A 26,807-nucleotide genomic window follows, 5' to 3' on the forward strand; every position below is an offset into this window, starting at 1 on the left:
CGGCCGCTCTGCTCTGGTTTAGAGGTTGCCCATGACTACCTTTGTCGACTTGGCCGCATGGCTCGCGGCGGAGCCGGCGGACGCCGCCCTGAAGGACGTCGTCCAGAGCGTCGCCGCGACCTGCGCTCAGATCAGCGGCGTCGTGGCGTCGGGCGCTCTGTCCGGCAGCCTTGGCGCTGCGGGCAGCACGAACGTTCAGGACGAGGAGCAGAAGAAGCTCGACGTCATCACCAACGACCTGCTCAGCGACGCCCTGAAGGCCTGCGGTCCGGTCGCGGGCCTAGCCTCGGAAGAGTTGGAGGAGGTCGAGCCGACCGGCCGCGTGGGCGGTTATCTGGTCACGTTCGATCCGCTGGACGGCTCAAGCAACATCGACGTGAATGTCTCGGTCGGCACGATCTTCTCGGTGCTGCCGGCGCCGACCGACCACGTTCCCGCCGAAGCCGATTTCCTGCAGCCTGGCCGCAACCAGGTCGCCGCCGGCTATGCCGTCTACGGCCCCCAGACGATGCTGGTCCTGACGCTTTCCGGCGGGGTCAACGCCTTCACGCTGAGCGCCGACGGCCAGTGGCTGCTGACCCATCCCGACCTGAGCATCAAGCCCGACACCGCCGAGTTCGCGATCAACATGTCGAACCAGCGCCATTGGGCCGACCCCGTGCGGCGCTACATCGACGGCTGCCTGCAGGGCAAGGAAGGCCCCCGGGCCAAGAACTTCAACATGCGCTGGATCGCCTCGATGGTGGCCGACGTCCATCGCATCATGATGCGCGGCGGGATCTTCATGTACCCGTGGGACGCTCGCGAGCCCGGCAAGCCTGGCAAGCTGCGCCTGATGTACGAGGCCAACCCGATGGGCCTCGTGGTCGAGCGGGCCGGCGGCAGGGCGACGGACGGCGCCGAGCGCATCCTCGACATCCAGCCCACCAAGCTGCACCAGCGCGTTCCCGTGGTCCTGGGCTCGGCCAACGAGGTCGAGGTCGTGCGCTCGGAGATGCAGCGCGGCTGACCTGCGTCCGGGACTGTCATAGCGGTGTCGCATGGAGCGAATCCGCATGACCGGATACTCTGACGCCATGGCCGCAGACGGTGTCTCCAATATCGCTCCTAGCGCCTTTCTCGGCGTCGAACACTCGCTTAGCGGCCGCGCGTGGCGCGAGCGGGCGGCTGATCCCTTGGTTGTGCGGGATATTCAGCAGCGCCACGGCTTGATTGAGCCTCTGGCGCGGGCGCTGGCGGCGCGGGGCGTGTCGCTCGAGCAGTCCGAACACTATCTGCGTCCGACCCTGAGGGCGCTGTTTCCAGATCCGTCCAGCTTCACCGACATGGATCGCGCCGCCGAGATCCTGATCGACGCTCTGGCGCAGGGGAGACCGACCATGGTCTTCGCCGACTATGACGTCGACGGCGCCACTAGCGCCGCCCAACTGGTGCGGTGGTTCCGCTACATGGGCGTCGAACTGCCGATCTACATTCCCGATCGGCTGACTGAGGGCTACGGGCCCAGCCCCGCGGCCTTCCGCAAGATCCGTGAGAGCGGGGCGGAGCTGGTCGTGACCTTGGATTGCGGCGCGGCCGCCTATGACGCCATCGCCAGCGCCGCGGAAATCGGCCTCGAGGTCGTGGTCATCGACCATCACCTGATGCGCGAGGACCCTCCCGCCGCCGCCGCTGTGGTCAATCCCAACCGCCCGGGCTGCCAGAGCGGGCAGGGGGTCTTGGCCGCGGCCGGCGTGACCTTCGTGCTGCTGGCGGCCCTCAATCGCGAGGCGCGCAAACGGGGTCTCTTCACCGAGGACCGGCCGCAGCCTGATCCGCGTCAGTGGCTCGACCTTGTCGCCTTGGGCGAGGTCTGTGACGTGACCCAGCTGGTCGGCTTCAACCGGGCGCTGACCGCCCTGGGCCTGCGGACCATGGGCGCCTGGGCTAATCCGGGCCTGAAGGCGCTGTTCGAGGTGGGGAAGGGCTCGGGGCCGCCGTCGGTGTTCCACGCCGGCTTCATCCTTGGGCCTCGCATCAATGCGGGTGGCCGAATCGGCCGTTCGGACCTCGGCGCGCGACTTCTGTCCACGGACGATCCGCTGGAGGCCCGCGCCTTGGCGGAGGAACTGGACGGCCTCAACACCGAGCGTAAGGCGGTTGAGGCGGCCGTGGTCGAGGAAGCCGCGGCCATGCTGGAACGTGGCAACCTCAATCCCGACGCGCCCGTGATCGTGGTCGCGGGCGAGGATTGGCACCCGGGCGTGATCGGCATCGTCGCCGGCCGCCTGCGCGAGCGCTATCGCAAGCCTGTCGTCGTCATCGGAATCGACCGCGCGGCGAATGTCGGCAAGGGCTCCGGGCGTTCTCAGCCCGGCGTGAACCTCGGGCGAGCGATCCAGGGGGCGTTCGAGGCGGGGCTTCTGATGGCCGGCGGCGGTCACGCCATGGCCGCGGGCCTGTCGATTCGTCCTGAAGCGATTCCCGAGTTCCGCGCCTTCCTCGAGCAACACTTGGCCGGCGAGATGGAGGCGGTGGGCGCGGAGGCGGTCGAGATCGACGTCCTGCTGCAACCGCGCGCCGCCAGTCGCGCCCTGCACGACGACTTTCAGCGCCTTGCGCCCTTTGGGCCGGGCAATCCCGAGCCGATGTTCGCCATGACCCAGGTGCGACCCGACCGCGTCACGGCCTTGAAGGGCGGGCATGTGCGGCTCGACCTCGTCGGCCCGACCGGCGATCGGATCAAGGCTGTCAGCTGGCGCAGCGCCGAGACTCCGCTGGGGCGGAGGCTGCTCGCCGGAGGCGGCGCGCTCGACGTGGCTGGTCGACTCAAGCCTGACGACTACATGGGCCGCAACGGCGTGCAGTTCGAAATCGAGGACGCTCACGACCCACGGGCGCGTTACGCCTAGCCGCGCCATCAGCGGCCGAGCGCGGACGATCCATATCCGTTGCGGCGGAGGATGTGGGCGGACCGAAAAAATGATTTTCACCGGGTTGCGCGGCCCAAAAGGCGCGGCTATACACCCGCTTCCTCGCGGGGCCGTGGTCCCTTCGTCTATCGGTTAGGACGCCAGATTTTCAATCTGGAGAGAGGGGTTCGACTCCCCTAGGGACTGCCACCCGCGAGGCCATATTACGACGATGTTCCGCCGATGGCGGCGACGTGGTCCCTTCGTCTATCGGTTAGGACGCCAGATTTTCAATCTGGAGAGAGGGGTTCGACTCCCCTAGGGACTGCCATCTTCGGCTGTATTTCAGAGTGTTTCCGGATTGTGTCTGCGGCGAAATGTCGCGGATGACGCTTGCGTGGCCGTTTGACGTGATTTCGTCATTGACGGTTCTCCTTACGCGAGAACACTGTTCTCGTGTGCTCGCTCCGATGGGCTGATCAGGCGAGCCAGAGGGGTGGGATGTCTGGTTACAATTTTGAGGACGCTGCGGCGCACGAAGAGTTCGTACGCATCAGTGGTAGGGTGAAGTGGTTCGACGCCGGTAAAGGCTATGGGTTCATCATACCCGATGATCCCGGCCAGACTGGGCTGAAGGACGTGCTTCTGCATGTGACCTCATTGCGCAATTGCGGTCGCGAAACCGCCATGGAAGGCGCTGTGATCGTCTGTGACGTGGTCCGAAGGCCGAAGGGCTGGCAGGTCAGCGAGGTCGTCAATCTCGACGAAAGCTCCGCGCCGGCGCCGATCGAACGGCAGAGGCGGACCTTCGCGGATGGCCCGCCTCGTCGGGATGGCCTTCGTGGCGACAGCCATGGCCGAAACACGCTGGTTCCCGAGGGGCCGGCCGAGCGCGCCAAGGTGAAATGGTTCAACCGCACCAAAGGCTATGGCTTTGTGGTTCGCGACGCCGAGCCTGGCGACATCTTCGTCCATATCGAAACGCTCCGGCGCGGCGGTCTTGAAGACCTTCAACCCGGCGACGATGTGCTGGTCCGGTTCGCCCGAGGGCCGAAGGGCTTGGTGGTCGCCGAGATTACGGCGGGCGACGCCTGACTTCCGTCTCTTTGTTCCGGAAGCTAATCTTCGCGTGATTGGCTTTCGGACGAGGTGACGCGTGACGGATCGCACTATCGACAGGCGCGCGATAATCGCCCTGGCAGGCGGTGTATGGGCGCTTGGCGCGGGCGTATCGTCGGCGGCCGAAGCGCGGCTTGAGGCGGTTGAGGTCATCACCAGCCGAGGGCGCGCTCGGTTTCAGGTGGAGATCGCGGTCACTCAGGCCGAGCAGGCGAAGGGGCTGATGTTCCGCAAGTCGCTCGCGCCCGATCGGGGCATGCTCTTCACCTACAAGCGACCGCAGCCGGCCGCCTACTGGATGAAGAACACGCTGATCCCGCTGGACATCATCTACATCCAGCCGGATGGGCGGATTCTCTCGATCGTTCGGAACGCGCGCCCACACGATGAGACGCCGCTGCCGTCCGGCGGCCTTGTCCTCGGCGTCCTCGAAATCGCTGGCGGACGCGCCGCGCAGCTCGGGATTCTGCCGGGCGATCGGGTGTTACACAGGATCTTCCCGAAAGGATGACGCTCGGGTCCGTTGATCCGCGCGTCGAACCCCTGTAGAGCAGCCGCCTGCCGATGTTTCGGAGCGTAGCGCAGCCTGGTAGCGCATCTGTTTTGGGAGCAGAGGGTCGCAGGTTCAAATCCTGCCGCTCCGACCATCGGTAAGGTACTTTGGGAGAGGTCCATGCTGGCCCGCATCTATCGCCCCGCCAAGAACGCCATGCAGTCCGGCAAGGCCAAGACCAAGGACTGGGTGCTGGAGTTCGAGCCGGCCTCGGCCCGTAAGCCCGATCCGCTGATGGGCTGGACGCAGTCCAGCGACATGAATGGCCAGATCCGCCTGACGTTCGACACGCGCGACGAAGCCGTGGCCTACGCCCAGCGCCACGAGATCGCATTCCAGTTGTTCGAGCCCAAGACCCCCAAGCGGATCATCAAGGCTTACGCCGACAACTTCGCGGCCAACCGCAAGCAGCCCTGGACCCACTAGGGTCCGCCAGGCTGGGCCGGCGAGCGCGCGCCCTTAGCTCAGTTGGATAGAGCATTCGCCTTCTAAGCGAACGGTCGCAGGTTCGAATCCTGCAGGGCGCGCCACCGGCCTTTGGGGATAAAAGTCTTTTTAATACAAGGGCTTGTAAGTTTCCGCCGTTTGTGCGATTTGGCCTCAGCTTTGCTAAGTATCTGTAGTTGCTAGATTAAAGTGGTTCGAATCCTTCATGGTGAAATGCCGCCGAAGGCTTTGCGATGCGGTATCTTAATACCGGTCGGCGCGAACGGCTTGCCATTTTGTGACTCCGGGTTCGCTTCAACAGGCTATGGGCAGCAAGGCAGTGATCGTGTGCCAAGACGCGCTAGCGTGCCAGCTCCCCCTAAGAGAAAGGGGTGTCGCGTCTAACGCTTGCGTCGACGCGGTAAAGGTTCGAGCTTGATGATAAAAGAATAAGCGTCATCATCGGTCCAGTAGAATTCATCAGGGCCTAAGAACGCCTTCTTCCAGACGTGTTCTTCGTGATTTCGCCGCCAACGGGAAAGCGCAAAAAGACTTTTGAAGCCCATTCGAGCTGAGAGCGAAGTCAACGTGATGCCGGGCTCGGAATACCAATCTTCAATCATCGCAAAGCGAGCACGGTTCAAGAGGCCCGAATAGCTCGTCGCTTCACTCATCAAGTTTCGATGAAGTGTGCGCCGATTGATGGACAGTCGTTCCGCAACCTCTTGTTCGGTGCAGAATCCTGACGGTAATAGCTCGACGATCAGCGCATATACCTTGGCGCTGAGGCTTTCTTGGGCATGGCTGCTCGAGCTCTTTCCAGTTTTGAGACCCATGACTTCGGCCCGCCAAAACGTCTCAATAGGTCATGCCGAACGTCTCAAATCGTCAAGTGTGAAGGCCGGTGCGCAATCGCTCGCTGCCTCTTCCTCCCCTGGCTTCGCGTTTCTCCAGCATGGTTGCCGTGGTGCTCGGGCTCTTGGCTCACGATCTGGAGGGGGCCAGGGTCGGTAAGATCCTCAGCGCGGTGCTGCCGAGATCTGACTCTAAGGGGACCTTGGGAACGGCAGGTTCGTGGTGGGCAGGGAGATCGGTAGCGATGACCCTGCTGCGGATGCCACGGAAACATGGCAGGCTCGTGCGTTCCTTATATGGACTCATTGGCGACATGAGAATCGATCCGACTTATGGTGCGCTAACGTCGCGCCTGTGGGTCGTGTGTGGACGACGTCGCATCGAGATTTACGAAGACCGATGGATTCAAAAGCGCGCTTTCTCGGAGGCTCCAACCTGACGAGGACGGGTTTGATCGCTCCTGCCGTCGCGCCGCAGCCGGCGTCGTCGGTCGTGCAAGTAGGAACCGCCGTGCTGCAGAGCCTGCGGTCGGCCAAACCCATGGGGACCGACGGGCGGGGCCTGGTGATGTCTCCACCTGCGAAGATCGGGCCTGAAGGGCTGGAGGTTGAGGACCAGCTGGATCTGCAGGAACTGCGCTCGACGTTGTTGTTCTGGGATCGCATCGACTACCCCAGCAACAATGCCTTCCCGGGCCAAACGGGACCCGAGGAAGACTTTCTGATCGCCGAGGGGGTCATGTCGCGGTCGGGGATTGTGGTGGCTGGCCAGAGCGATGCGGGCCTCACGCAGCGTCATGCGCACCTGTTGGCCTATCGGCTGCACGAGGAACAGGAACCTGGTCGGTGGACGCTCGGCCACAGTGCCGATGCCCTCGGCTTCCCCCCTGACGAGATGGCCGAGGGACGCGGGCTCCTCTTGAAGCTCTACCAAGCCGTGCCGATCCCGGATCGAGACATGCCGCTTGAGGCTGTGCTGGATTTCAAGCATCGTCGGCGCGACGAACTCATCGCCCTGCGCACTCATTTCGAACGCGTCTATCAGGCGATCCTCGGCGCGCCGGATCGATCGCTCGCCGAGCTGACGGAATGGGCCGCGCTCGACAAGGCCATCGCCGACCACGTCAAGGTCGCGATCGAGACCAAGAGCCCCTTCAAGCTCGCCAATCTGCAGATGCGGTTCAAGTTTGGCGACGTCGCGATCGGTTATGCGGCCGCCGATATGGCGCTAAGGGCGCATCTTCCCCTGGCGAGCGCAGTTATCACCGGCGGTTTGGCCGCTGCCGCGTCGAGCTTCGGGTCCCTGGGCGTCGGTTTGGGCCTGAAAGAGGCCAAGGCCTCCAACTCGCCCTTCGAGTACATCACCTCGATCCATCGCGACATGCTATGATCGAGCCGTCTATCGGGCGACTGGCAAGCTTGCGCTGCTGGCGGAAGTAAAGGCGTCAATCCAGGCGCTGACCATGGCCGAGAAGGGCGCCTGCGGCTGCGCCATTGCCCTGATTTGAGCCAGAATGCGCCGAACGATTGCTCTGAGCCGTTGGACGGCGCGGTCTCGAACCACGGCGTTTTGCCCGGCCAGAACCAGACCCTCAAGCTCGTCGGCGGTGAGGGAAAGCTCCTCGATCGTTCCGCCCAGAAATTCCAGTTGGCGCAGAACCTTCGTGCGCTCCTGCACCAGACCGAGACGATTTAGGCCAAAGGTCTGGATCGACACCGCGCCGCGTGGACTGACATTGGCCGCTCGAGCCGCTGCCTCGACCACGGGCAACTGATCAACCGTCGGCGGGATGTGAGGCGCCGCGCCAGCCTGGCCGAGCGGATAGATCACGCCCAATGGATCGGCGCGGTCGATATGAAAAACAATATGATCTGCGGGGGTGTCGACACAGGGGTCGAGGAGCAAAGCCAACTCGGCGGTCAGGAGCGCCTCGGCCTGCGCGGTTGGAGGCTCGGCCGTCACCCTGGGCCCGGTGATGGGAAAGCTGCTTTCCTTGCCGGTTTTGACGTAGGCCGCCGGTCTCTGCTTCTGCTCTTTGAGCAGCTCGGTCAGGCTGGCCAACTGCGTCGGCGTCCAGTGCCAGCGCTTGCGATTGCAGTCGATGCAGCTGGGGAGAAGATTGCTCCAGGCTGCCGCCAGCCACCAATAGCCGTCATGCGTTCCTTTCGGGTCGGCGTTCTTGGGGCGGAAGTGCTCGATGTCGACGGGTCCAACCATGTCATAACGAGCCTCGCAATAGGCGCACTTGCCGTGGAACAGCGCCTCCAGCGTGTAGCGAACATCGTCGCCCTTGTAGGCCGTGAACGTGAACTCGTCGCGCGGCGGATGGGCGGCGAAGTGAGCGCGCGCCCGCTTGAGTTCGTTGGGACCTTTGCGGTTGGCGCCCGTGAGACTTGCCGGCGGCGTCGCCGTTTTGCGATCGACCTTACGCACTAGAGCGCCTTCAAGGCATCGACGATGGCTCTGCGGGTCTCTTCCCGCAAAGCCATGAGTCCGCCGCCCGGCCGCCTGAGGCGCTCGCGCAGATACTGCTCAACCGCTTCCTGGACGAGGCGCTGAACTTCGGTCGATCCGATCGGTAGGCTCACGGCGACGTCCTTGCCGATCTGGTCGCGGACCTTTTGCAGGCGTGCATCATCGCCTGGCTCAAGACGTCGGGCCTGCTCTCGCGCAAGAAGATCGCCTACGCCGGCCAAACCGGTCTCGATCGTGTCGGCGTCGGTCGTGAACAGCTGGAAAAGATCGGACGTCAGAAGCTGCTCGACCGTAAGCGCGCCGATTGGCGGCAGATCCTCGAGCTGATCGACAAAGGTTGGCGGCTCGTCGGGCGCGCAGAAGGCCTTGGCGGCTCGAAGCAGCACCTTGACCTCGCCGCCGTCCATCCCGCGAAGGCAGAGCGGATCGTGGGTCGTGACGATGAAGGTGACGTTGGGCAGGGCGTCGCGCAGGCCCTGCATGATCTTCAGCTTCCAGCGCGGATGTAGATGCGCTTCGATCTCGTCCACCAGCACGACCGCACGGCTTTTGGCCAAGGTGGCGCTGAAACGGTTTTGGCGAGCGACCAAATTGCGCATGACATCGCAGGCCATGCCCAGCACCGCGCGGAAGCCTGATGACACTGTCGCCAGCGGCGTGCGCGTGAAGATTGGCGTCTGGCCTGGCCGCTCGACCTTGATGACGAGCACGCAACGCTTGGTCTTCTCATCGACCTTGATGGTGTCGAAGGCCTGTCCGATGCCAAGGATGTAGCGAAGCGCTCGGATCACTTCCTCAAATAGCGGAGTCTCGCGGATTTCCGCGAGCCACTCCTCGGGATTGACCAACACGTAGTCGGGCTCGAACAGCGACCGGATCACACCCGATGCGCTTGCCTCATCGTGGCCCAGGAACATGCGATAGGCGCCGTAGGCGAACACCGGGATGCGCGGCTCAACGTTCGCCAGCGTAAAACTCGATTGAAAACCGTTGTTGTCGAACGCGAGCTTGGTTTGCAGGCCGTCGTCATAGTCGACCGTCACTGATCCTGGGCGGGGGCGGCTTTGCCCTTCGGCGCCCATGAGCATTGGATCCAGCATGAAGCCTGAGGCGAGCGGCGCCTCGTCGGCTCTGACCTCTTCGTCGCTGATCGCCAGCGCTGCGGCCTCAAGGATTGAGCTCTTCCCCGCAGCGTTCTCGCCAAGAATGATCAGACACGGCGCGAGCGGCTCGCCCTCGCTCGATATTCGGCCAGAGGTCTCGGGAAGCTCCAGCGTCAACTCCTCGATCGCCTTGAAGTTTCGCAACGCCACGCGGACCGGTCGCGCCGTGCCGGCCGGCGCCAGCGACGGCCGCAGTTTGGCGCGCCGGATCTGCTCGGGATCGCGGGCAAGCTCGTCACGAGCATTCTGCAAGCGTTGCTGGAAATCCCGCCGTTTCGCCCTGTCGCGGAAATAAGCGGCTATCCGCTGGCGCGACAGCACCTGACGATCGCCACCGCCGTGCCCAAGGATGCGCGCCAGTTGATAGAGGTGAAGAAACCAGCCGCCGCCGAAATCCAGGCCCGCAAAGTCCATGATCTTGTCGAAGTCGGGCCTCTGCCGAGCCAGAAGCAGCCGGCGGAAATAGTCGTCCAGGGCGCGGCGGCGGGCCTCGACCAAGGGGGGGCGATTGAGGTTGAAATGTCTGACCGTCGCCTCGCCTCGTTGATCGGTCGGCATCAAAATGCCGTCCGGCAGAGGTGCGAAGTGCTTGCGTAGATCCTCGCGCCCTGCGGGGGCGACGAACACCGGGCTCTCAGCGATCTCACCTCGCCAGTCGCCCGCTGGCCTTTCGACGTAGAGGCGGATCGCATCCTCGGTCGGAAGCGGCGTGCGTTTGCGGTTGACTGGAAAGAGCGAGGGTTCGGTGGGTCGGCAGCCTTCGCAGATGGGATAGATGTTGCGCCAGGCGTTGGTTAGCCAAGTGTAGTAGAGGTGCGAGCGATACTCGTCTTGACCAGGGGCCTGGCCACTCGGACCGGCCTCCTCGGTCGGGCGAAACCGATAAGGCCATGTTGTGGTCTGGGTCTCGCAAAAGGCGCAACGGTTGCGAAAGAGTCGACCAAGAGCCTCTCCAAGCTCCGGCCCATCTACCGCCAGGCCCTCGAAGCGTACTCGCGTTTGGGCGATGGTCTCTCTATTGCCCGTAAACAGCTCGAGCAGCGCGCTGCGCGCCGGCGCCGACCGCTCGTCGGACAGGCAGGCTGGAGCAGGTTCGTCGGTGCGATCGACGCTTAGCATTTGAGGGGAAGTCTCCTAGCGCCGGCGTCGAGCGCAGGCGGCCCACTCTGCGAACGCAGCTTAGCAATAACGACCTAGGGGAGACTGGTAAAATCGCTTTCCGCTTAAAGCGAGCTCGCGCAGGCGCAAATTCTGCTTGGCCTGGCAGGCAATCGGGTCAGCGGCGGCACCATGGCGGCGGCCACACTCCCTATCACGCTCTCCCAGGCCAAGGTGAAGGTTACGCTTGCGTTGCGCGTCACGGTTGCTGCAACTGGCGCGATGCTTCTGCCCGATATCGATTTCACCGCCATTCGTCTCCACCGTGGGACCCAAGCCGACGCCTTCGAGGAACTTTGCTGCCAGCTGGCCGGCGACGAGATCCTTAGCCCCGCACGGACCGGCTTCGACCGAAAAGGTCGTGGCGGCGACGGTGGCGTGGAGTGCTTCGCGACCTTGTCGGACGGGACCGAGGTTGGGTGGCAGGTAAAGTATTACTGGGACATGGCGAGCGCCATCAAATCGCTCGACGAGTCTCTCACCAAGGCGCTGGCCAAGCACCCGGCCATGGTCCGGTTCATCGCTTGTTTTCCGATCGATCTGGCGGACTCCCGAAAGACGGATGTGGTCACCGCCCTGGACCGTTGGACGACATGGAAGGCCGACCGCATCGGCAAGGCCCTGGCCTCAGGACGTACGATCCAGATTGACCGCTGGGACGCCTTTGAACTGAAGAGGCGCCTGACCGCGTCCGATCCCAAGGCCTCGGGCAGGGTGGCCTACTGGTTCGATCAGACGCTGTTGACCAACGACTGGTTTCGGAAGGTTTTTGAGCGGACGCGGGCGGGTCTTGGCCGACGCTACAGCCCCGAAAGCCATATCGATCTGCCCATTCGTCGCGTGATCCAAGCGACCACGTTGGATCCCAGGCTGTTTGCGGACCTGGCCGCATTCAGCCAGGCCATCGCGCAAAAACTGGCGCTGACCGACCGGGGAAACGGCGCGGCTGCAAGCGCTTGCGACAGTGCGGCCAGGGCGCTGGCGCAAGCTGCTGAAGCGCCGAGCGAGCCGATCGCGGTGGCGACGCTGCGCAAGGTGGTTGAAGCCGCTCGAACCGCCGTTCTGCCTTGGTACAGCGGGTTGCGCGACCTGACGCTCCCCGGACAGTCAGACCCCAAGTTGACCGCGGTGTCCAACCTGTCGTCGGTCCTCAACGAGGTTGCGCGCGAGCTCGCCGCCGCGCACTGGGACCATACCCAGACCCGAGCTCTACTGGTCGTCGGTGCCGCTGGCTCGGGCAAATCGCACCTGTTGGCGGATGTTTGCGACCTTGCGATCGACAACCTCGCCCCGGCGGTCATGGTGCTCGGCGGCAAGCTGCCCGACGCCGAGCCCTGGGCCGAGATCCTGAAGGATCTGGACCTGCCGCGAGGTCTCCAGGTCCAGGCCTTCCTTGGCGCGCTCAACGCCGCCGGCCAGGCTGCTGGCGTCCGCGCGCTGCTGGCCATCGACGCGATCAACGAAAAGAACGGCCAATCGATCTGGCCCGAGCGCTTGGCCGGATTGGTGCACGATGTCGGTCACTTCGAATGGATCAGCCTCGTCCTGTCGTGCCGATCGACTTACGAGCGCCTCGTCATCCCTGACGAGCTGGACGAGACCAAACTGCCGCGGATCGAACACGAAGGCTTCACGATCCGGCAGGCGCGGCAATATCTCAAGAAGCGCGGGATCAGCCTGGCCGAGGAGCCAAACCCGGTCGAGGAGTTCGAGACGCCTCTCTTCCTGCGGATTTGCTGCGATGCTCTAGAGCTGGGAGGGCAGGCACTACTGACCGCGGGGCTTGGCGGGGTCACCGCGATCTTCAAGCTTTACAACGATGCCGTGGTCAGGCGCGTCAACAGTCAGATCGGCTCGACGCCGAGCCGCAAGTTTGTCGAACGTGCGATTTCCGCCATCGCTCAGGAAATGGCCGACACTGGCCGCGAAGAGGTGCCGTTGAGCCGGGCCTACGATCTGGTGGCGGTGTTCTTTCCCCCCACAGTCGCCGCTGACCACGACCTCATTTTCCAACTCCAGAACGAAGGTTTGCTCGCGGCTGAACCGGCTTGGGCAGACGGCGCGGAGGAGGAGCTTCGGTTCACCTTCCAGCGCATGGGCGACCACGCCATCGTGACGAGTCTTTTGGATCGCAGCGTCGTGGGCGGCGATGTGATGGCTGCCTTTGCCAGCACGACAGCGCTGCGTCGTGCGATCGACGATCCGTCATCGGCCATCGTCCCGGGCTTGCTCGAAGCCCTCGCGGTGCAACTCCCCGAGCGCTTCGGCGTCGAGCTCAATGACGTTCCGGATCTGCCTGACCCTTGGGCCGTGCGTCAGGCCTTCGAAGAGAGCCTGCTGACGCGCGACGCCCAGTGCCTCACGGACCGAACCTGGGAGCTCATTGACCAACTCGGCGGCTCGGAGTTGCGATTTGAAGTCCTTGTTGCGTTCTCGACCGATCCGGGGCGGAGTCACAACGCCGCGTTCCTCGACAGCGAGCTGCGCGCGCTGTCCATGCCCCAGAGAGACGCCATCTGGTCGACGCATCTGGCCGGCGATGGCAAGCAGACCGCGCGCCTGATCGATTGGGTACGGGAAGCCCATCAGGAGGCGATCCATCCCGAGCGCGCGGAATTGGCGGGAATTCAGCTGTGCTGGTTCCTCACCACCTCGGACCGTTCAGTCCGCGACGCCGCCACCAAATCGCTGGTCGCGCTACTCGCCGAACGCCCAAGCCTGGCGCGCACCCTATGGTCCCGTTTCAAGGACTTGGACGACGCCTATGTCACCGAGCGCGTGGTCGCGGCGGTCTATGGCGCGGCGATGCAGGGGCGTTGGACGGCCGAGGACCTTTTCGCCGTCGTGCGGGACCTCTATATCGACCTCTTTGTCAGCGCGGCTTTCCCCGCCAATATTCTGACGCGCGACCACGCTCGAGGCCTTGTCCGATACGCGGAGGCGTATGGCGCGCTGCCGGAGGGTTTTGACCGGCACCTTGCCGAGCCTCCTTACGGCGGACCTTGGCCGATCGAGTACGTCACCGAAGCCACGATCGAGGCGTATCAGCGGACCTATAATGACGGCTACCGATCGCGCGACGAGATCGCCAGCTCGTGCGTCTACGATGGCGATTTTGCGCGCTATCAGCTCGACTACGCCGTCGACGACTGGAGCGTGGCGACCAAATGGTCGGGCCCGATCCCCACCGCCGCAAAGGTCGCACAAAAGTGGTTCGAACGCTTCTCGGCGACGGCGACGCCAGAAATGCTGGCCGCGCACGTAGCGCTCGTGGCGGCGATCAACGGCGCGTTGGACCTCGACTATGGTCAAAAGCAATCTGTGGCCAAGGCGGCCAAGGCGACCTTTCGGGCCGCGGTCGGCGAGCAGACCTATGCGGAGTGGCGCGCCGAGGCTGAGAATTGGCGCAGCGAAGGCATGTACCAGCCGCCGCCCAACCGGCGCGATGGTCCGGCGCAGTTCAACCTGGCCTGGGCGCGGCGCTGGGTTTGCAAGCGTGCTCACGACCTAGGCTGGTCCGAAACCTTACATGGCGTCTTCGACCGCTCGGTGCGGGGGGACCGCCATGCCCATCGTGTGGAGCGAATTGGCAAAAAATATCAATGGATCGCGCTCTATGAGCTTTGCGCGCGCATGGCCGACAACCTCCAGCCCCTGCCTGGGCGGGACGATCCTGGAGAAATTGCGCGTCTCCGAAACATTGATCCGTCCTTGCTGGTGACGGCGACCGAGGATGACGGATGGCGTCGCTTCGAGGAGCCCAGCTTCTGGACCCCGCCGGCGCCGGTGCTGGATCCGATACCGGTGGACCAAGCGCTCGACTGGTTGGATTCCGATCAGGACATCTTCGACGGCATCGAAAATATCGACGTCACCGATCCGGAGGGCGGGCGACGCTGGCTGGTTCTCAAGGGTTTTGAGACCTGGAGGGGCGGACACAAGGGCCTGGAGCGTGAGACCTGGCGCCGGATCAACTGTCTGGTCGTTCGCCAGGCGAACCTCGCCAAGATAAAGGCGCTGCTGGAAGACGTCCATTTCCAGGGCAACGACGACATGCCCTCGGCTCGCAGCGGCGGGTATCGCTCCTACCTTGGCGAGCATCCTTGGTCCTGGCGCGCCGATCCGAAGGACAATGCTGAATGGATCAAAGCTTGGCGTCCTTACGGAATCGATCTGGCGAAGAAGCCCGTGTCAGTGCGGCCAACGACAGCTGAATACATAGCCGAAGCCGGCGGCTACGACGCCTCCATCGATCAGAACATCAACCTCAACCTCCCCGCTGGCTGGTTGATGGACGGCTTGGGGCTAAAGCTCTCCGACGGCGTAACGATCAAATATGTCGATCGAGACGGCGCTGTCCGTTTCATGGATCCCTCCGTCGCGATGACTGGGCGGAGCGCCGCGTTGATCGATCGCGAAACTTTTCTAGCTTTCCTGAAGCGCGAGAAGCTGGTGGCCGTTTGGGCAGTCTCAGGTGAGAAGAATGTCTACGGCGACGGCGTGGGCGGTGGTTTCGGGGGGCGCTGGACCTTCACACGCATCTTCCATTCCGCGGGAGATGTCCTGACCGCCTTGGATCGGTATCAAACCTTCGAGCCGCCCGACGCCGAGCAACTCCACGCTCTGCGCAGCGCGTATGATCCCGAGACTCCGAGCGATGATGAGGACTGACCGGGCCTGTCGCTGAACGAGGAGGCGCTATTGGGCGAAGCGGAAGCCAGGCGGCTCGCGCACAGGTTCCGACGCGCCATCGAAGATGGCGCGCCGCTCAAGCGCGACATTATCTTCGAGCGCTTTCCGTACGGCAGTTGCGGGGACGCGGCGTTGCTGCTCGGGCGCTTCCTCCGCGAGCAGGGGGCCGTCGATGTTCGCTATGTCCTGGGAACCCGAAAGCTCGGCGACAGCTGGTCGTCGCATGCTTGGCTCAACGTCGATGGCCTGACGGTCGATATTACGGCCGACCAGTTCGAAGACATGGAGGAGGCGGTCATCGTCGCAGTGGCGTCGCCATGGCACGAGCGCATCTTTGAGCTCGATGAGGACGAGCAGCCGGGAGACTATCGGGCGTACGACGACCATACGGTGTCGCGCCTGAACGGCCTTTATGCTCGTCTCCTCCGCGCCATGATTGTCGAGCCGCCCCCGCCGACGCACCGGCAGGCGTAATCTCGCGCTTGCTGCATGGCTCAGCTTTGATCACAGTTTCGCATGGCTTCCTTGCGCCCCTCGGTTTTTAATTCGCGCGAACGCTCAGACGGCGGACCCTTCCTGCTCATCGAGCCGGTTGAGCAGGAAGAAGGCTTCAGCATCGATGTGGCGTTTACCGATACCCCCGCCGACCAGCGACAGGGCGAATTCCCGGTCGCGAGATTACTCAACGTCTCACCCGACCTGCTACGTATCTGGCCGCTGAACGTCCGGCAGGGCCGCTCAGACTACCTGACGCCCAAATACGGCAGCCTCGAAAGCATTGTCGTCGCCGCCAAGGTCGATAGGCCTTGGTCGCGTCCCGAGACCGTCGACGACGTCATCGAACTTCTGGAAGGGCTCCCCGACGGGTTCGCGAAAGACTTTCGGTTCGGTCTTGGCCTTCTCTGGGAGTATCGCTCGATCTGCGAGGGGATCGCCGAACAGAAGCTTGCCTCGATGCTTATTGTGCATGGCGGCGACGAGGTGACGCTGACGCCGCCAACCTTCGTGCTGGGCGTCAGGCGATTCCATGAGCTGCGTAGGCAGATCAACCGGATCAGCGCCCGGCATCAGCGCGACGCCAGGCAAGACAAGGCCCATCTCGCCTATCAAGAGCTGCTCCACGCAGCCGACCCTGCCCAATTTCCACGGCGCGCCGTGGCGCTTCGCCCCGACACCCTGTCGGAAGCGACCCGAGGAGGCCGCGACACCATGGTGCTGTCGCGGCGGGACAGGAGCGCGGCCGTCAGACTCGTGCGCTCCAACATTGAGGCCTTGGCCGAGTCGGAAACAAGCGCCTTGCTATCGCTCAAAAGCGAGATTGAGCAGGTGACGCTAAAACAGCTCATCGATCTGCTGGCAGGCATGTTGGAGAAGAATCTGTCCGAAGCCCGTTGGCAGTCATTCCTCGAGCAGAACCCGTTCATTCTGAGTCTGGCTTTCCCGGCGCCCGTACTTGTCGTCCAGGAGAGGGCTTATGTCGGTGGGAAGCGCCTGAATGATCGTGGCGGACGCATAGCCGATTTTCTCTGCGCGTCTGCGTCAACCGGCAATCTCGCCGTTGTGGAGATCAAGAAACCGAACTCCGATCTTGTCGCCAACAGCGCGTATCGCGGCGACGACGTGTTTGGCGCCGCTAGCGAGCTAAGCGCGGCGATCGCGCAAGCGCTCGATCAACGACTGCAGCTCCAGTTAACATGGCCTGCCCTGAAGGAAGCCGCAGAGCGCGCCGATATCCACGGTTTTGCGATCCGCTGCATCCTCATCATCGGCAGAACACCAGAAGGGCGTGGCCAACGTCGATCGTTCGAACTCTATCGCCAAGCGATGAGCGAAGTGACCATCGTGACCTTTGATGAGTTGCTCTCGCGACTTCGAGAGATCTACGGAGCGCTCGCCGAGAACAAATGATGTTCCATGCGAGAATGATCTTCATTTATGGGTGCCACTACATGAACAGGCGATAGGGATAGACGTTTCTGGGCAGGTCAGGAACATTGGCGATGGTCCTGGCCAGTCTCTGCGAGTAGCGAATACTCACAGGGACAGGATCGTAGAGCGCATCGTTGTTCCAATCCATCTTTGTCAGAGCCAGGGCCTCGTGCGCAATCAATTCGAGGGGGCCGCTCCCGGCATGACGGACTAACTGAAGCGGTTTGGGGATGCTCTTCTTGCCTTGGTAGTAGTCACCGCTTGTCGACACGAGCGGGGCATTCCCCGCAACCCAGACCAGCGCCGAATTGCCCGACCGCACGACCATCGTCCCGCGCGGCACGGGGTAGCCTGATGGCCGGCTTCGGGGGGTCTGCCGGTCAGTTGGGATCAGCCAAACGCCCCGCCAGCACGAGGCGGCACCGACCTCGATGCACTCCACCTCGGGCACCCCGGCCAGAGCGTCGAACGCGCCTTCGATTTCGCTATCTTTGAAGGCGGTCGTCTTGTGAATGACCATGCGTCTTGGAAGCTGACCCCCATTGCGGCCTTGGTAGAGCGACAAGCTCCGCGCGAGCACGGCGCGCATGTCGTCGCGGCTGAGGTATGGATTTCTTCGAGCTTCTTGGAGGTCGGTGACAGGATCGCGCGCCTCGAAAGCCACGAACTGCATGCCGCCGCCATCCATGTCGAAGACCTGCGAGCAGCAGGTTACGTAGTGGGCGTCCTTCTGATCGCCCCGCAGGGCGTAGGCCAGGCCGATATAGGCGGTATCGGCCGGAACGCCTTGAAGCGGCGCGAGCTTCCAGGGCGTACCGCCCGCCTTGACGTAGAGCGCCGTCGCCAGTCTCCAGGCCAGCGAAGCCTTGTGCTTGAAGGTGAAGGCGCGATCATTCAGCACCTGGGTTGGAATGCCGTATTTGGCACCCAGGGCCTTCAGCGCATCGTGCCCGTCGAACAGCGGCGCGCGGGTGGCCAAGCTCCAGCTTTCGGGAAGGTGGACGAGCACCACATCGAACTGGTCGCGGACGAGGTTCAGCCTCTGAAGCGCGCTGTCCATGGCCTGCAGGAGCCGAGCCGTCGCGGGGCCGTCGCCGGGGAGTTGTTCCAGATAGTCGGGCCACTTGACGTGCGCCTCGGCCGGCGCCGACTTGAGGCCTGCCCGGAAAACGGCCTCGAAGCCGGGGTAGGCCGGGACGTATTCGGCCCGATCGGTTGGAGTCTGCGGGGCGATCAGCAGCCGCATCAGCTCGCCGCGCTGTCTGAATGTGCTGTTTGGCCCGACCGTCGCTATGCGCAGGCTGGGGGTGTAGCCGCCGAACGAGCCCTGAGAAAAAGGACCAAAATCGAGCAGGCCCCGTAGGGGGTGGACATGGGTATGGTCTTCGGAAGGAGAAAACGCGAGCCGAGGCTCATCCAGTAGCGTGAAGGGCGCAAGCTTCGTTGTCTTGGCAGGAGCGTTCATCACTTCCTCCTGTCGAAATAGGTGTGATGATGCCCTGGACGGCTCCAGCCCGTTTTGGGGGCGATCTGAAATACCCCGTCCAGGCCGGCGCCCTCCTCGATGTCAAATGCCCTAACAGGCTGGTCCCACGGCGGGACCAGAAGGTTCGCCCAAGCGTCGATGATCCCCGCCCAATGCTTGTTGTAGCGCGTCGCCCATCGTTCGCGCCGCCAATCACCGGCCGGATCACCCCGATAATGCGGTCGCGAACCGAGAGGATCGGCCTCGCCGCCTCTAGACTCCGAATGGCCGTCCTCAGGCGTTTCTGGCCTGGGGATGTCGACGAAGGTGTAGGGCTCAAAGCCGCACCACCAACGATCATCCATGGGCTCCAGCTTCAGGAACACACCTTCCTGAAAGGGAAATCCAAGGCCCGGAACCGTACCTGTCAGAGGCGCGCCATAGGCCTCGCGAAGCTTCGCCAGAGTCTGGGCGTTTCGGCGGGTTCGCTCTGCGTCATCGCCTTCTCGTGGTCCGGCGACGACCAGGGAATGACCAGAACGCTTAAGGCGGGGGATGAGGGGGCGGCGCCGCGCCAAGCCCCTGACCAGGGTGTCGTAGAGCAGGCCTTTGGCCCAACTATCTTGGATCGGGTCGAGTTCGATCTCGCCGGCCAGCTGCGCGCCGAGCGGGGCGAGGGCTTCCAGGATTTCCTGGTCGCGGCCGAACACGGCCAGTTCCTTACCATTCGCAGCCGCCGTGGCTCTGCACTTGGCCGCCCGAAGCATTTCCCTGACGTCGGGCGACGTGGTGGGCGTGGCGAGCCTGATGCGTCGCGCAAATCGGGGCATGTCCTCGACGAGAAGCGCCGAATATCGGAGGACGGGCAACGTCCGCGCTTCGGCGGTTGGCAAGGCGACGGGCGCCAAGCGGGGCGTCGGGCGCGCGGCCATTACCTGTTCGAGCAACGGCTCTGGAAGGTCAGTCGTGCGAAGGACGTCAGCGGCTAGTTCATCGAAGGTCGAACATTCGACGATTGCCACATCGACGCCGCGTTCCTTGGCCCGAACCAGGAACGCCGTTACTGCTGGCAGTAAACGCGATGGCGAGCCTGTGAGCCAATAGAGGCCATTGGGGAAGGGCGCTGCGCCGTCGAGAACTTCGTTCAGCGCCTCCATGACCGAAGCGTCGCGGCCGCTGTAGCCAACGAAGATCATCCCAAACCGCTTGCCAGCCTCGACCAGCACGTGCCGCATGCGGGCGTCCTGCACCTCTAGCTCGGCACCGGTGTTTTTGATCGAGGTCGACTGGTAATCACCGTGAAGCTTTGCGATCAGCGGCCAGTCGGATTCCTCAAGGCACCGCTGCGCGCGGTCGGCCGAGTCGATGGCCGCGACGTTGGGTTGGACCTGATCCTTGTGGGGCAGGGCGTTGCTCGCCGAGAGGGCGGCGTTTTCGACAAGCGGATCAAAGTTGGTCGTGAAAACGCAGTCGACCTTGCGCGCCGCGATCAGGCTGCCGAGCACCTTGTGTCCAAAGCAGGGAACGCCCTTGGCGATGGCGTCGGCGATATATTGGCGACGATGCTTAGGGTTGGGGTAGACTGCCTCGAAAGCCGCGGCGTACTCGGTGGGATCTCCGTCGGGAGGTAGTAGGGCCGTGCGCCGAAAATAACCGTCGATGCGCTCTATCCAGATCGGGTCGGCCGTATCGATTTCCCGCTGGGCGAGCTTGTTCTCACGGCAAAAGATCTGAGCCTTGAAGTCACGGATCATGGCGTAGCCGGTCGGAATACCGGACGCGGCCGATGCTCCAGCGCCGAGGAACCAGGCCAAGAGATTGGGCCTGAGGGCAAAGGCGGTCGCAAATTGCGCGGCCGATAGAGTCTGAACGGAACTGATGATCCGAGTCCTCCAACAGCTTGGTTGTATTCATACTTAAGGTTGCCAAGGGTGCTGTAAAGTCCGCCTGGCTCGGAGTTACTAGGAATCACAGTCACAGCGCCGAGTAGTGGGACTGGCGCGGGACGGGCGAAGCGGCATGAACTGGCGTGCAATAGTGGGATACCCACAACCGACGTTTCCGTGCGCCGCTTCGGTGTATGTCGCACCCCCTGGAGTGAGGCTAACGGCAGCTTCTGGCGCAAGCACAGCGGGTGCTTGATAGCACGTCGAGACGCTGGAATGTCAGCTTTCAATCTAAAAGATTCGACAATGTCGAATAACGCTGTCATAGAAGCGGGACAGGAGGCTCCCGATGAGCGATGGTCCGCACCGAACCCTGCCGATGAAGCCGCGCTGGAAGCAGGTCGCTCAGCGCGCCTTCGGCGTTACCTACTCCCTTGATCAGGTCTCAGAGACTTATGCGCCGGCCCTGGCTGGTGACTGGATCTCGGAGGTCCGCGGTCCCTTCGTGAAGGCCATTCAGTCGGCGGTCGTGGAGGGGGATCAAGGCCAGCTGTTCTCCAACCAGGCTCTTGAAGATGTACAATCGCTGCGATCCGATTGCCGCTCGCCGCTAGAAGCCTCCTTGGTCGATGAAACTTGCGAGGCCCTAGCCGAAGGTTTTCGCGGCCAAGCCGCCTTCGAGCAGGCCGTTGAGAACGCGCTGAACGAACGCCTTCTCAGAAACATCCGACAGGTCGAAGAGCATATTCATCGCGAACGTTCCGCCGGGCGAGCGCGCAGCACCCGGCAAAGACTGGAGCAAGCGATCTCGGGTGCCGGCCTGAAAAAGCTGGCCAAGGATGTCGTCAGCGGCGCGCCGCCGAGCCGCCGCCGCGCGCCCAAGCAGGACGGCCTCGAACAGGGACCCAGCCTATGAAACCCCTGGCCTTCTCCGCCGCCGCCGAGACCGCCATCCTTGTCGACGCCTTGGAAGAGGGGCGGTCGCCCCGCGATGGCGCGCTAACTGCGGTTATCGGCCGAAATCTGAAACTGTCGATTGCCGGTTTGAAGAGCTACTTCTACGCGGACTGGCAGCCGGTGCTAGTGGATCTTCTGGTCGTCGCGGCGGCGGCGGAATATTGCGACGTCGTCGCCCATCGGCCCGCCTGGGGGTGGGCCCGGGCTTTCGATGTTCGAGTGGCGGTTCACGATCCCGCGCGATGGAATGCGCCCATTGTTCGAGAGGCGCTGCAGGACGCACTCGGATTCTTGACCGGCGACAAATGGGCTTTCAGCTTCGCCGCGCGCGTTGAACCTGTCCCACAGGTTCGCCAAATGCTCGACCTAGGCCATCCGGCCAAAACGATCATTCCCTACAGCAATGGCCTGGACTCCCTGGCGGTCGCGGCGTTGACCAGCGAAGCCCGACCTAGTGACCTTGTGAGGGTCCGGCTGGGCGCCGCCTTCGCTGACCAGAAGTCGCACAACAAACGGAGACAAGCCTTCGCATCCGTGCCCTACGAGGTGCGGGTGGCCAAGGGGCGGCGCAAGGAGTCCTCGGCGCGATCGCGTGGCTTCAAGTTCGCGGTGATCACAGGAATCGCCGCTGTCCTCGCGAAGGCCGACAAAATTGTCGTCACCGAAAGCGGGCAAGGTGCCTTAGGGCCGGTTCTAACCGTGAGCGGGCAGGCCTACCCCGACTATCGGGTCCATCCAGCGTTCACCATGCGCGTGGAGCGCCTGTTCGCCACTCTCCTGGGCCACAGCGCGCACTACGACTTTCCCCGGCTATGGAGCACCAAGGGCGAGACGATCGCCGAGGCGGCGCGTGCGACGCCCCAGCCCTGGGCGGAGACACGCTCTTGCTGGCAGCAGTCGCGCCAAGTCGGGATGGGCGGCAAGCAGCGCCAGTGCGGCGTCTGCGCTGCTTGCATGCTGCGTCGCATGAGCTTGCATGCGGCGGGCGTGGTCGAACCAGCCGACGCCTATGTCTGGGAAAATCTTGGCGCCAGCGACTTTCGGTCAGGGGCCGCACCGGGATTTAAGCTGGTCACGCCGGCGCTGGAGCAGTACGCGATCGCGGGTGTTCTCCACCTGGATCACCTTGCGGCCTTACCCGACTCCCCGCTGCACCGACGACTGATCCGGCGGTCCGCCCGCGAAGTCGCCGATGCGCTCGGAGAGACCCTTCAAGACACTGAGATGAAGTTGCTTAGCATGCTGGAACGCCACCGGAACGAATGGCGAAATTTCCTGACCCAATTGGGTCCCGACTCCTTCGTGACCAAGCTTTCCTCCGTCGTACCATGAGCGTGGGATCTGATCTGATTGGCGCCGTCGAACTGGGCGAGCGCCTGCGCCTGGCGCGCGAAGCCAGCAAGACGACTCAGGCGGCGGCGGCCACCGCGCTGGAGGTGGCGCGCACTACCCTCGTTGCAATGGAACAGGGGCAGAGGCGCCCAAAGATTGACGAGTTACAACGCCTGGCGGCGCTCTACGGTGTATCGCTCAATGGCTTGCTGCGCCGCGAAGCTGTCCAGATCGATCTGCGCCCGCGTTTCCGCAGAGCAGGAGAGCAAGATACGCAGGTTGAAGCGGCGGCAGGTCTGCTGACCAGTCTGGTGCAGGCCGAGGTCGAGCTGGAAAATCTGCTGGGAGTGCAAAGATCCCGCAACGATCCGCCCGAAAGACCCTTGCTGCCCGGTGATGTCGTCCGTCAGGCCGAGCAAGACGCCTTCGAACTCCGCCAATGGCTGGGGCTAGGCTTAGCTCCAGTTCATGACATGGTCGCCCTGCTTGAGCTGCAACTGGGCGCGCGGGTCTTTGTTCGCCCCTTGCCGGCCAAGATTTCGGGCCTCTACGCTTTCGACGAGGCCTCTGGTGCCTGCATCCTGCTCAACGCTTCGCATCGCCGCGACCGTCGAGCGCAGACCGCCGCTCATGAGCTTGGACACTTCATTTCAACCCGCCGGGCACCTGATGCACTGCACGATGGTTCACCGGAATCCAGCCGGGAAGAGCGCTACGCCAACGCCTTTGGCCGCGCCTTCATGACGCCGGCTCGCGCTGTCGCGGCCAGGTTCCAGGACATCACGGCCGGCGCCAAGACCTTGACCCGCCGGCACGTCATCTTGCTGGCCCACACCTTTGGCGTCTCGCGCGAAGCTCTTGTCCGACGTCTGGAAGAACTCCATCTTGCTAAGGTTGGGACGTGGGACTGGTTCGTGGAAAACGGGAATATCACCGACGAGCAGGCTCGCGCCGTACTCGGTGATGCGCCGCTCGAGGACCCGGATCGTCTCAACGCCAATCGCCTGGTTTCCATTCGCCTCAACGCGCTGGCCAGCGAAGCGTGGCGGCGCGGTCTGCTGAGTGAGGGCCAGATTGCCCGGCTGCTGCAGTTGGATCGGGCTGAGGTGCGCGAACTGATCGATGAATATGAAGCGGTTCAGGGTTTGGACAGCGCCCCTGCGAGGCGCCTTGTCTGACGCCACAGCTTATATCGCCGACGCCAGCGTATGGATCAACCTCGCCGCCACGGGCCGCGCTGCCGAGCATCTGCGGGCGATCGGCAAGCCGATGTTGATCACCGAAACGGCGCTTGGCGAGCTAGATCGTGGCCGCCCCAAAGGTCGCCAGGCCGCCGATGAGGTCCAGGGATTGATCCACATCGGCCTTGTGGAGGTGGTCCAGGTCCCAGCCTCGCAGGAGGACTTGTTCTTCAGCTTGGTGGCCGGCTCGGCCCAGCAGACCCTCGACGACGGTGAGGCGGCGACTCTGGCGTTCGCGAATGCCGGGCTGGCCGACGCGATCATTGACGAGCAGAAGGCGACGGACCTAGCCGCGCTGCGCTTTCCCGATCTCAGGCTCTCGACTACAACGGATTTATTGCTCTCCGTCACGATGGTCGAAATCCTCGGGCTCCCGGCTGTGGCAGATTCACTTCTGCGAGCACTCCAACTCGCCAGGATGCGAGTGCCTAGATCGCGGATGGACGAGGTCGTCGCGCTGATCGGTCTAGACAATGCTCGCAAATGCCCGAGCCTGCCTGCTGCGGTACGTGGCGTCGCCGGAGCGGTGCTGGCCTAGATATCTGCGGGTGCGCGTCTCCCGACGCACCTCCCATCAGGGCGCATGTGGGGCCGTGCCTGACCGTCGAAGTCGGTGGTTGAAGGTCTAGAAGCTGGAGCGCTACCAAGTTCCGCTTTTGGCGCTTTATGCAATCAAACAGACGCGGTAGCATCCAGTCAGGCGGCACCCTGAGGCGCAAAGTGACCCGCCCGCCGCTTCTCTCGGCAGCAAATCCACTGATCTCGCAAAAGGGCCGTGATTTCGCGAAGCATCTCGATCATACGGCTTGAGCATTGCCCAACGAGTGGTCGAAATTGAAACTACGCCGGCATGAGCGACCCAACTAGCAAGCTTTCCTGGGACGACCTTCGGGTCGTCCAAGCCGTCGCTCGGACAGGCGCGCTGGCGGCGGCAGCCCAGACGCTGGGCATTAACGTCACGACGATCACGCGCCGGCTCGCCAAGGTCGAGGAGGTGCTAGGAGTCGCGCTCTTCGACCGCCGCCGGGCTGGCTATGTCGCCACAGCGCAGGGCGGGGAGGTGGTGGCCCTTGCCGAGCGCGTGGAACTGGATGTGATCGGCGTCGCCCGGCGGGTCTCAGGCCATGCGCATGGGCACGCCGGAGAACTGCGCATCACGACCAGCGACTCGCTTCTGCTCTACTTCCTCACGCCGATGATCGCGTCGTTCAAGGCATGCAATCCAGCGGTTCGAGTCGAAGTCACCGTCGGCAACGGCGCGTTGAACCTGGCTCGCGGCGAGGCTGACATCGCCATCCGCGCAACCGAGAAACCGCCGGAGAATCTGTTCGGGCGGAAGGTCTCTATGATCGCCTGGGCTCCTTACCGCGCCTGGTCGGACAAGGTCGCCGACAGTCACGCTGGACCTGACCGACAATGGGTGTCCTACGGCGGCAGACTTTCAGGCTTGAAGGCCGCCGATTTTGTGGCGGCGCGCGTGCCACCAGACGCCATCGGCTACCGTACAGACTCGGTGGCCGGCGCCGCGGCGGCCATCGCAGCGGGTATGGGCGTAGGGTACCTGCCTTGCATGCTGGGGGACCTATCACCCGACCTGCAACGGATCGGGCCTATCGAACCTGCGCTCAGTGACGACCTTTGGCTGCTGACCCACCCCGATATCCGCCGGTCGGGTCGCGTCTACGCGTTCATGACCCATTGCTCCGAAGCCATCGCCCATAGCCGCGAGCTCGTCGAGGGACGGCTCGGCGCCACCTCCGTACACGGCGCCGCACCGGACCATCTCTGGCGCTCGGTCAGGTTTCCGGGAGTATCGCGGTAAAGGTGATCTCGATGATCTGTGCGGGAAAGGCCAGGCGCGACACGCCGATCAGGTTGCTGGCCACCTTGGGGCGCGCAACGTCGTAGGCTTCGCCTCGAACCCTTGACGCGACGGCGAAAGCCGCATCGACGTCCAGCACGAAGAGGGTTTCTTCGACGACGTTGTCAAGGCTGGCCCCGAACTGCCCCAGAACCTTGGCCGCGTTGGCGTAGGTGGCGCGCATCTGCGCCTCCATCGCCGAAAAGTCGGAGGGGCGACCGTTCCTGTCCAGCGAGGCTGGCGCGATCAGATTCCCCTGGTCGTCGTGGCTCAGTTGGCCCGACACGCGGATCGTGTTCCCCACCTTGATCGCCTGGGCGTAGCCGTAGGCGTCCTCCCACGGAACGCCGAGATAGGCGGCTTGCTTCTCGATGGCTGTGCTTGGCGTCGTCATGTTGCGTCTCCTGCATGGCCGGCCCTTGTGGGCTCGGCGTCGACGGAGTGATCGCAGCAATCGAGGGCGCGGTTCAAACAGCGTTCTTGCCGAACCAATCACGCGAAAATGCCGTGACCCAGGAGCCCGCAGGGGCATGTTCAGAGGCTCGGGAAGGGCTGCAGCTGAATGTCCTATAGCCGCAGGGCCCCCAAGTTCCGCTTCTGGCGCGACCACGCCGAAGAAGCAGACGCCGCGACCGACTGCGGAGGGTGAGGCGAGCGAACTGACTCGGCTGGTGTCTCGCTTCCGCGTCGCCGGTAAAGCGACCGCCGCGGTCAATCGGCCCGGAGCTCAAACCGCGACAGTCAGTCGCAACCGCGACGTCCATTTATCACGCTGCGTTTAACCTGCGGCGAATGCCGGGCGCG

At 63.6% G+C, this 26,807-nt stretch carries 19 protein-coding genes, 4 tRNA genes and 1 pseudogene; 18 read left to right on the plus strand and 6 right to left on the minus strand.

Annotation, left to right across the window (positions count from 1 at the left end):
* Positions 1 to 31: 31 nt before the first annotated feature.
* The 9 genes and pseudogenes from CSEG_RS08475 (at position 32) to CSEG_RS08515 (ending at position 5,093) form a co-directional block, all read left to right on the plus strand.
* Positions 32 to 1,009, plus strand: a complete 978-nt coding sequence (locus CSEG_RS08475; RefSeq protein ID WP_013078826.1) for a class 1 fructose-bisphosphatase — start codon at positions 32 to 34, stop codon at positions 1,007 to 1,009.
* A gap of 67 nt (positions 1,010 to 1,076) precedes the next feature.
* Positions 1,077 to 2,891 carry a single-stranded-DNA-specific exonuclease RecJ gene (recJ, locus tag CSEG_RS08480; RefSeq protein WP_041538529.1) on the plus strand — a complete coding sequence of 605 codons (1,815 nt, stop codon included), beginning with the start codon at positions 1,077 to 1,079 and terminating at the stop codon, positions 2,889 to 2,891.
* Positions 2,892 to 3,026: 135 nt separating this feature from the next.
* A tRNA-Glu gene (locus tag CSEG_RS08485) sits at positions 3,027 to 3,101 on the plus strand.
* A gap of 46 nt (positions 3,102 to 3,147) precedes the next feature.
* Positions 3,148 to 3,222: transfer RNA gene (locus CSEG_RS08490), tRNA-Glu, on the plus strand.
* Between the two features lie 170 nt (positions 3,223 to 3,392).
* Positions 3,393 to 3,986, plus strand: coding sequence for a stationary phase survival cold shock domain protein CspD (gene cspD / locus CSEG_RS08495; protein ID WP_013078828.1), 594 nt, complete (start codon positions 3,393 to 3,395; stop codon positions 3,984 to 3,986).
* Positions 3,916 to 4,521 (plus strand): annotated as a pseudogene (locus CSEG_RS08500) (DUF192 domain-containing protein). Before cspD ends, CSEG_RS08500 begins: the two are co-directional and overlap by 71 nt.
* A 59-nt stretch (positions 4,522 to 4,580) precedes the next feature.
* Positions 4,581 to 4,657: transfer RNA gene (locus CSEG_RS08505), tRNA-Pro, on the plus strand.
* A gap of 26 nt (positions 4,658 to 4,683) precedes the next feature.
* Positions 4,684 to 4,989 carry an ETC complex I subunit gene (locus tag CSEG_RS08510; protein ID WP_013078830.1) on the plus strand — a complete coding sequence of 102 codons (306 nt, stop codon included), beginning with the start codon at positions 4,684 to 4,686 and terminating at the stop codon, positions 4,987 to 4,989.
* A 27-nt stretch (positions 4,990 to 5,016) separates the two neighbouring features.
* A tRNA-Arg gene (locus CSEG_RS08515) sits at positions 5,017 to 5,093 on the plus strand.
* Between the two features lie 297 nt (positions 5,094 to 5,390).
* Here CSEG_RS08515 and CSEG_RS22520 read toward each other — a convergent pair.
* The gene (locus CSEG_RS22520) at positions 5,391 to 5,825 is read right to left on the minus strand and encodes a helix-turn-helix transcriptional regulator (protein ID WP_157038979.1); all 435 of its coding nucleotides are present in this window, start codon (positions 5,823 to 5,825) and stop codon (positions 5,391 to 5,393) included.
* Positions 5,826 to 6,354: 529 nt separating this feature from the next.
* Here CSEG_RS22520 and CSEG_RS08520 point away from each other — a divergent pair.
* Complete coding sequence (locus tag CSEG_RS08520) at positions 6,355 to 7,233, plus strand: DUF6236 family protein (RefSeq protein ID WP_013078831.1); 879 nt, start codon at positions 6,355 to 6,357, stop codon at positions 7,231 to 7,233.
* Between the two features lie 9 nt (positions 7,234 to 7,242).
* Here the strand turns inward: CSEG_RS08520 and CSEG_RS08525 are convergent, their stop codons facing one another.
* Positions 7,243 to 8,277 carry an HNH endonuclease family protein gene (locus CSEG_RS08525; RefSeq protein WP_013078832.1) on the minus strand — a complete coding sequence of 345 codons (1,035 nt, stop codon included), beginning with the start codon at positions 8,275 to 8,277 and terminating at the stop codon, positions 7,243 to 7,245.
* Positions 8,277 to 10,601, minus strand: a complete 2,325-nt coding sequence (locus tag CSEG_RS21535; RefSeq protein ID WP_013078833.1) for an AAA family ATPase — start codon at positions 10,599 to 10,601, stop codon at positions 8,277 to 8,279. Before CSEG_RS21535 ends, CSEG_RS08525 begins: the two co-directional genes overlap by 1 nt.
* A 171-nt stretch (positions 10,602 to 10,772) precedes the next feature.
* Between CSEG_RS21535 and CSEG_RS08535 the strand changes: the two genes are divergently transcribed.
* From CSEG_RS08535 to CSEG_RS08545, 3 genes are read left to right on the plus strand one after another with little or no spacing between them, the layout of a single operon-like run.
* Positions 10,773 to 15,311 carry an NACHT domain-containing protein gene (locus CSEG_RS08535; RefSeq protein ID WP_013078834.1) on the plus strand — a complete coding sequence of 1,513 codons (4,539 nt, stop codon included), beginning with the start codon at positions 10,773 to 10,775 and terminating at the stop codon, positions 15,309 to 15,311.
* Positions 15,312 to 15,341: 30 nt separating this feature from the next.
* Positions 15,342 to 15,806, plus strand: a complete 465-nt coding sequence (locus CSEG_RS21540) for a lasso peptide biosynthesis protein (RefSeq protein ID WP_013078835.1) — start codon at positions 15,342 to 15,344, stop codon at positions 15,804 to 15,806.
* A 42-nt stretch (positions 15,807 to 15,848) separates the two neighbouring features.
* Entirely contained in the window at positions 15,849 to 17,240 is a 1,392-nt protein-coding gene (locus CSEG_RS08545) for a Shedu immune nuclease family protein (RefSeq protein WP_013078836.1), read from the plus strand.
* A gap of 37 nt (positions 17,241 to 17,277) precedes the next feature.
* Here the strand turns inward: CSEG_RS08545 and CSEG_RS08550 are convergent, their stop codons facing one another.
* Positions 17,278 to 18,726, minus strand: a complete 1,449-nt coding sequence (locus CSEG_RS08550; RefSeq protein WP_013078837.1) for an argonaute/piwi family protein — start codon at positions 18,724 to 18,726, stop codon at positions 17,278 to 17,280.
* On the minus strand, positions 18,726 to 20,540 hold the full coding sequence (locus tag CSEG_RS08555) for an SIR2 family protein (protein ID WP_013078838.1): 1,815 nt from the start codon (positions 20,538 to 20,540) through the stop codon (positions 18,726 to 18,728). The genes CSEG_RS08550 and CSEG_RS08555 overlap by 1 nt, the downstream gene beginning before the upstream one ends.
* 421 nt (positions 20,541 to 20,961) lie before the next feature.
* Here CSEG_RS08555 and CSEG_RS08560 point away from each other — a divergent pair, with 421 nt between their 5' ends.
* From CSEG_RS08560 to CSEG_RS08580, 5 genes are all read left to right on the plus strand, one after another.
* Complete coding sequence (locus tag CSEG_RS08560) at positions 20,962 to 21,528, plus strand: hypothetical protein (RefSeq protein WP_013078839.1); 567 nt, start codon at positions 20,962 to 20,964, stop codon at positions 21,526 to 21,528.
* The gene (locus CSEG_RS08565) at positions 21,525 to 22,901 is read left to right on the plus strand and encodes a 7-cyano-7-deazaguanine synthase (protein WP_013078840.1); all 1,377 of its coding nucleotides are present in this window, start codon (positions 21,525 to 21,527) and stop codon (positions 22,899 to 22,901) included. The genes CSEG_RS08560 and CSEG_RS08565 overlap by 4 nt, the downstream gene beginning before the upstream one ends.
* A complete protein-coding gene (locus CSEG_RS08570; RefSeq protein WP_013078841.1) occupies positions 22,898 to 24,079 on the plus strand; it encodes a helix-turn-helix domain-containing protein in 1,182 nt (393 codons plus the stop codon). The genes CSEG_RS08565 and CSEG_RS08570 overlap by 4 nt, the downstream gene beginning before the upstream one ends.
* On the plus strand, positions 24,072 to 24,680 hold the full coding sequence (locus CSEG_RS08575) for a hypothetical protein (RefSeq protein WP_013078842.1): 609 nt from the start codon (positions 24,072 to 24,074) through the stop codon (positions 24,678 to 24,680). Before CSEG_RS08570 ends, CSEG_RS08575 begins: the two co-directional genes overlap by 8 nt.
* Positions 24,681 to 24,992: 312 nt before the next feature.
* Positions 24,993 to 25,964: a LysR family transcriptional regulator gene (locus CSEG_RS08580; RefSeq protein ID WP_013078843.1), complete on the plus strand. Its 972-nt coding sequence runs from the start codon at positions 24,993 to 24,995 to the stop codon at positions 25,962 to 25,964.
* On the opposite strand, the gene CSEG_RS08585 is transcribed toward CSEG_RS08580, so the two are convergent.
* Positions 25,939 to 26,397, minus strand: a complete 459-nt coding sequence (locus tag CSEG_RS08585) for a Rid family hydrolase (RefSeq protein WP_013078844.1) — start codon at positions 26,395 to 26,397, stop codon at positions 25,939 to 25,941. The two genes, CSEG_RS08580 and CSEG_RS08585, sit on opposite strands and share 26 nt — an antisense overlap.
* Between the last annotated feature and the right edge of the window lie 410 nt (positions 26,398 to 26,807).

This window comes from Caulobacter segnis ATCC 21756 (genome assembly GCF_000092285.1).
Lineage (GTDB): Bacteria > Pseudomonadota > Alphaproteobacteria > Caulobacterales > Caulobacteraceae > Caulobacter > Caulobacter segnis.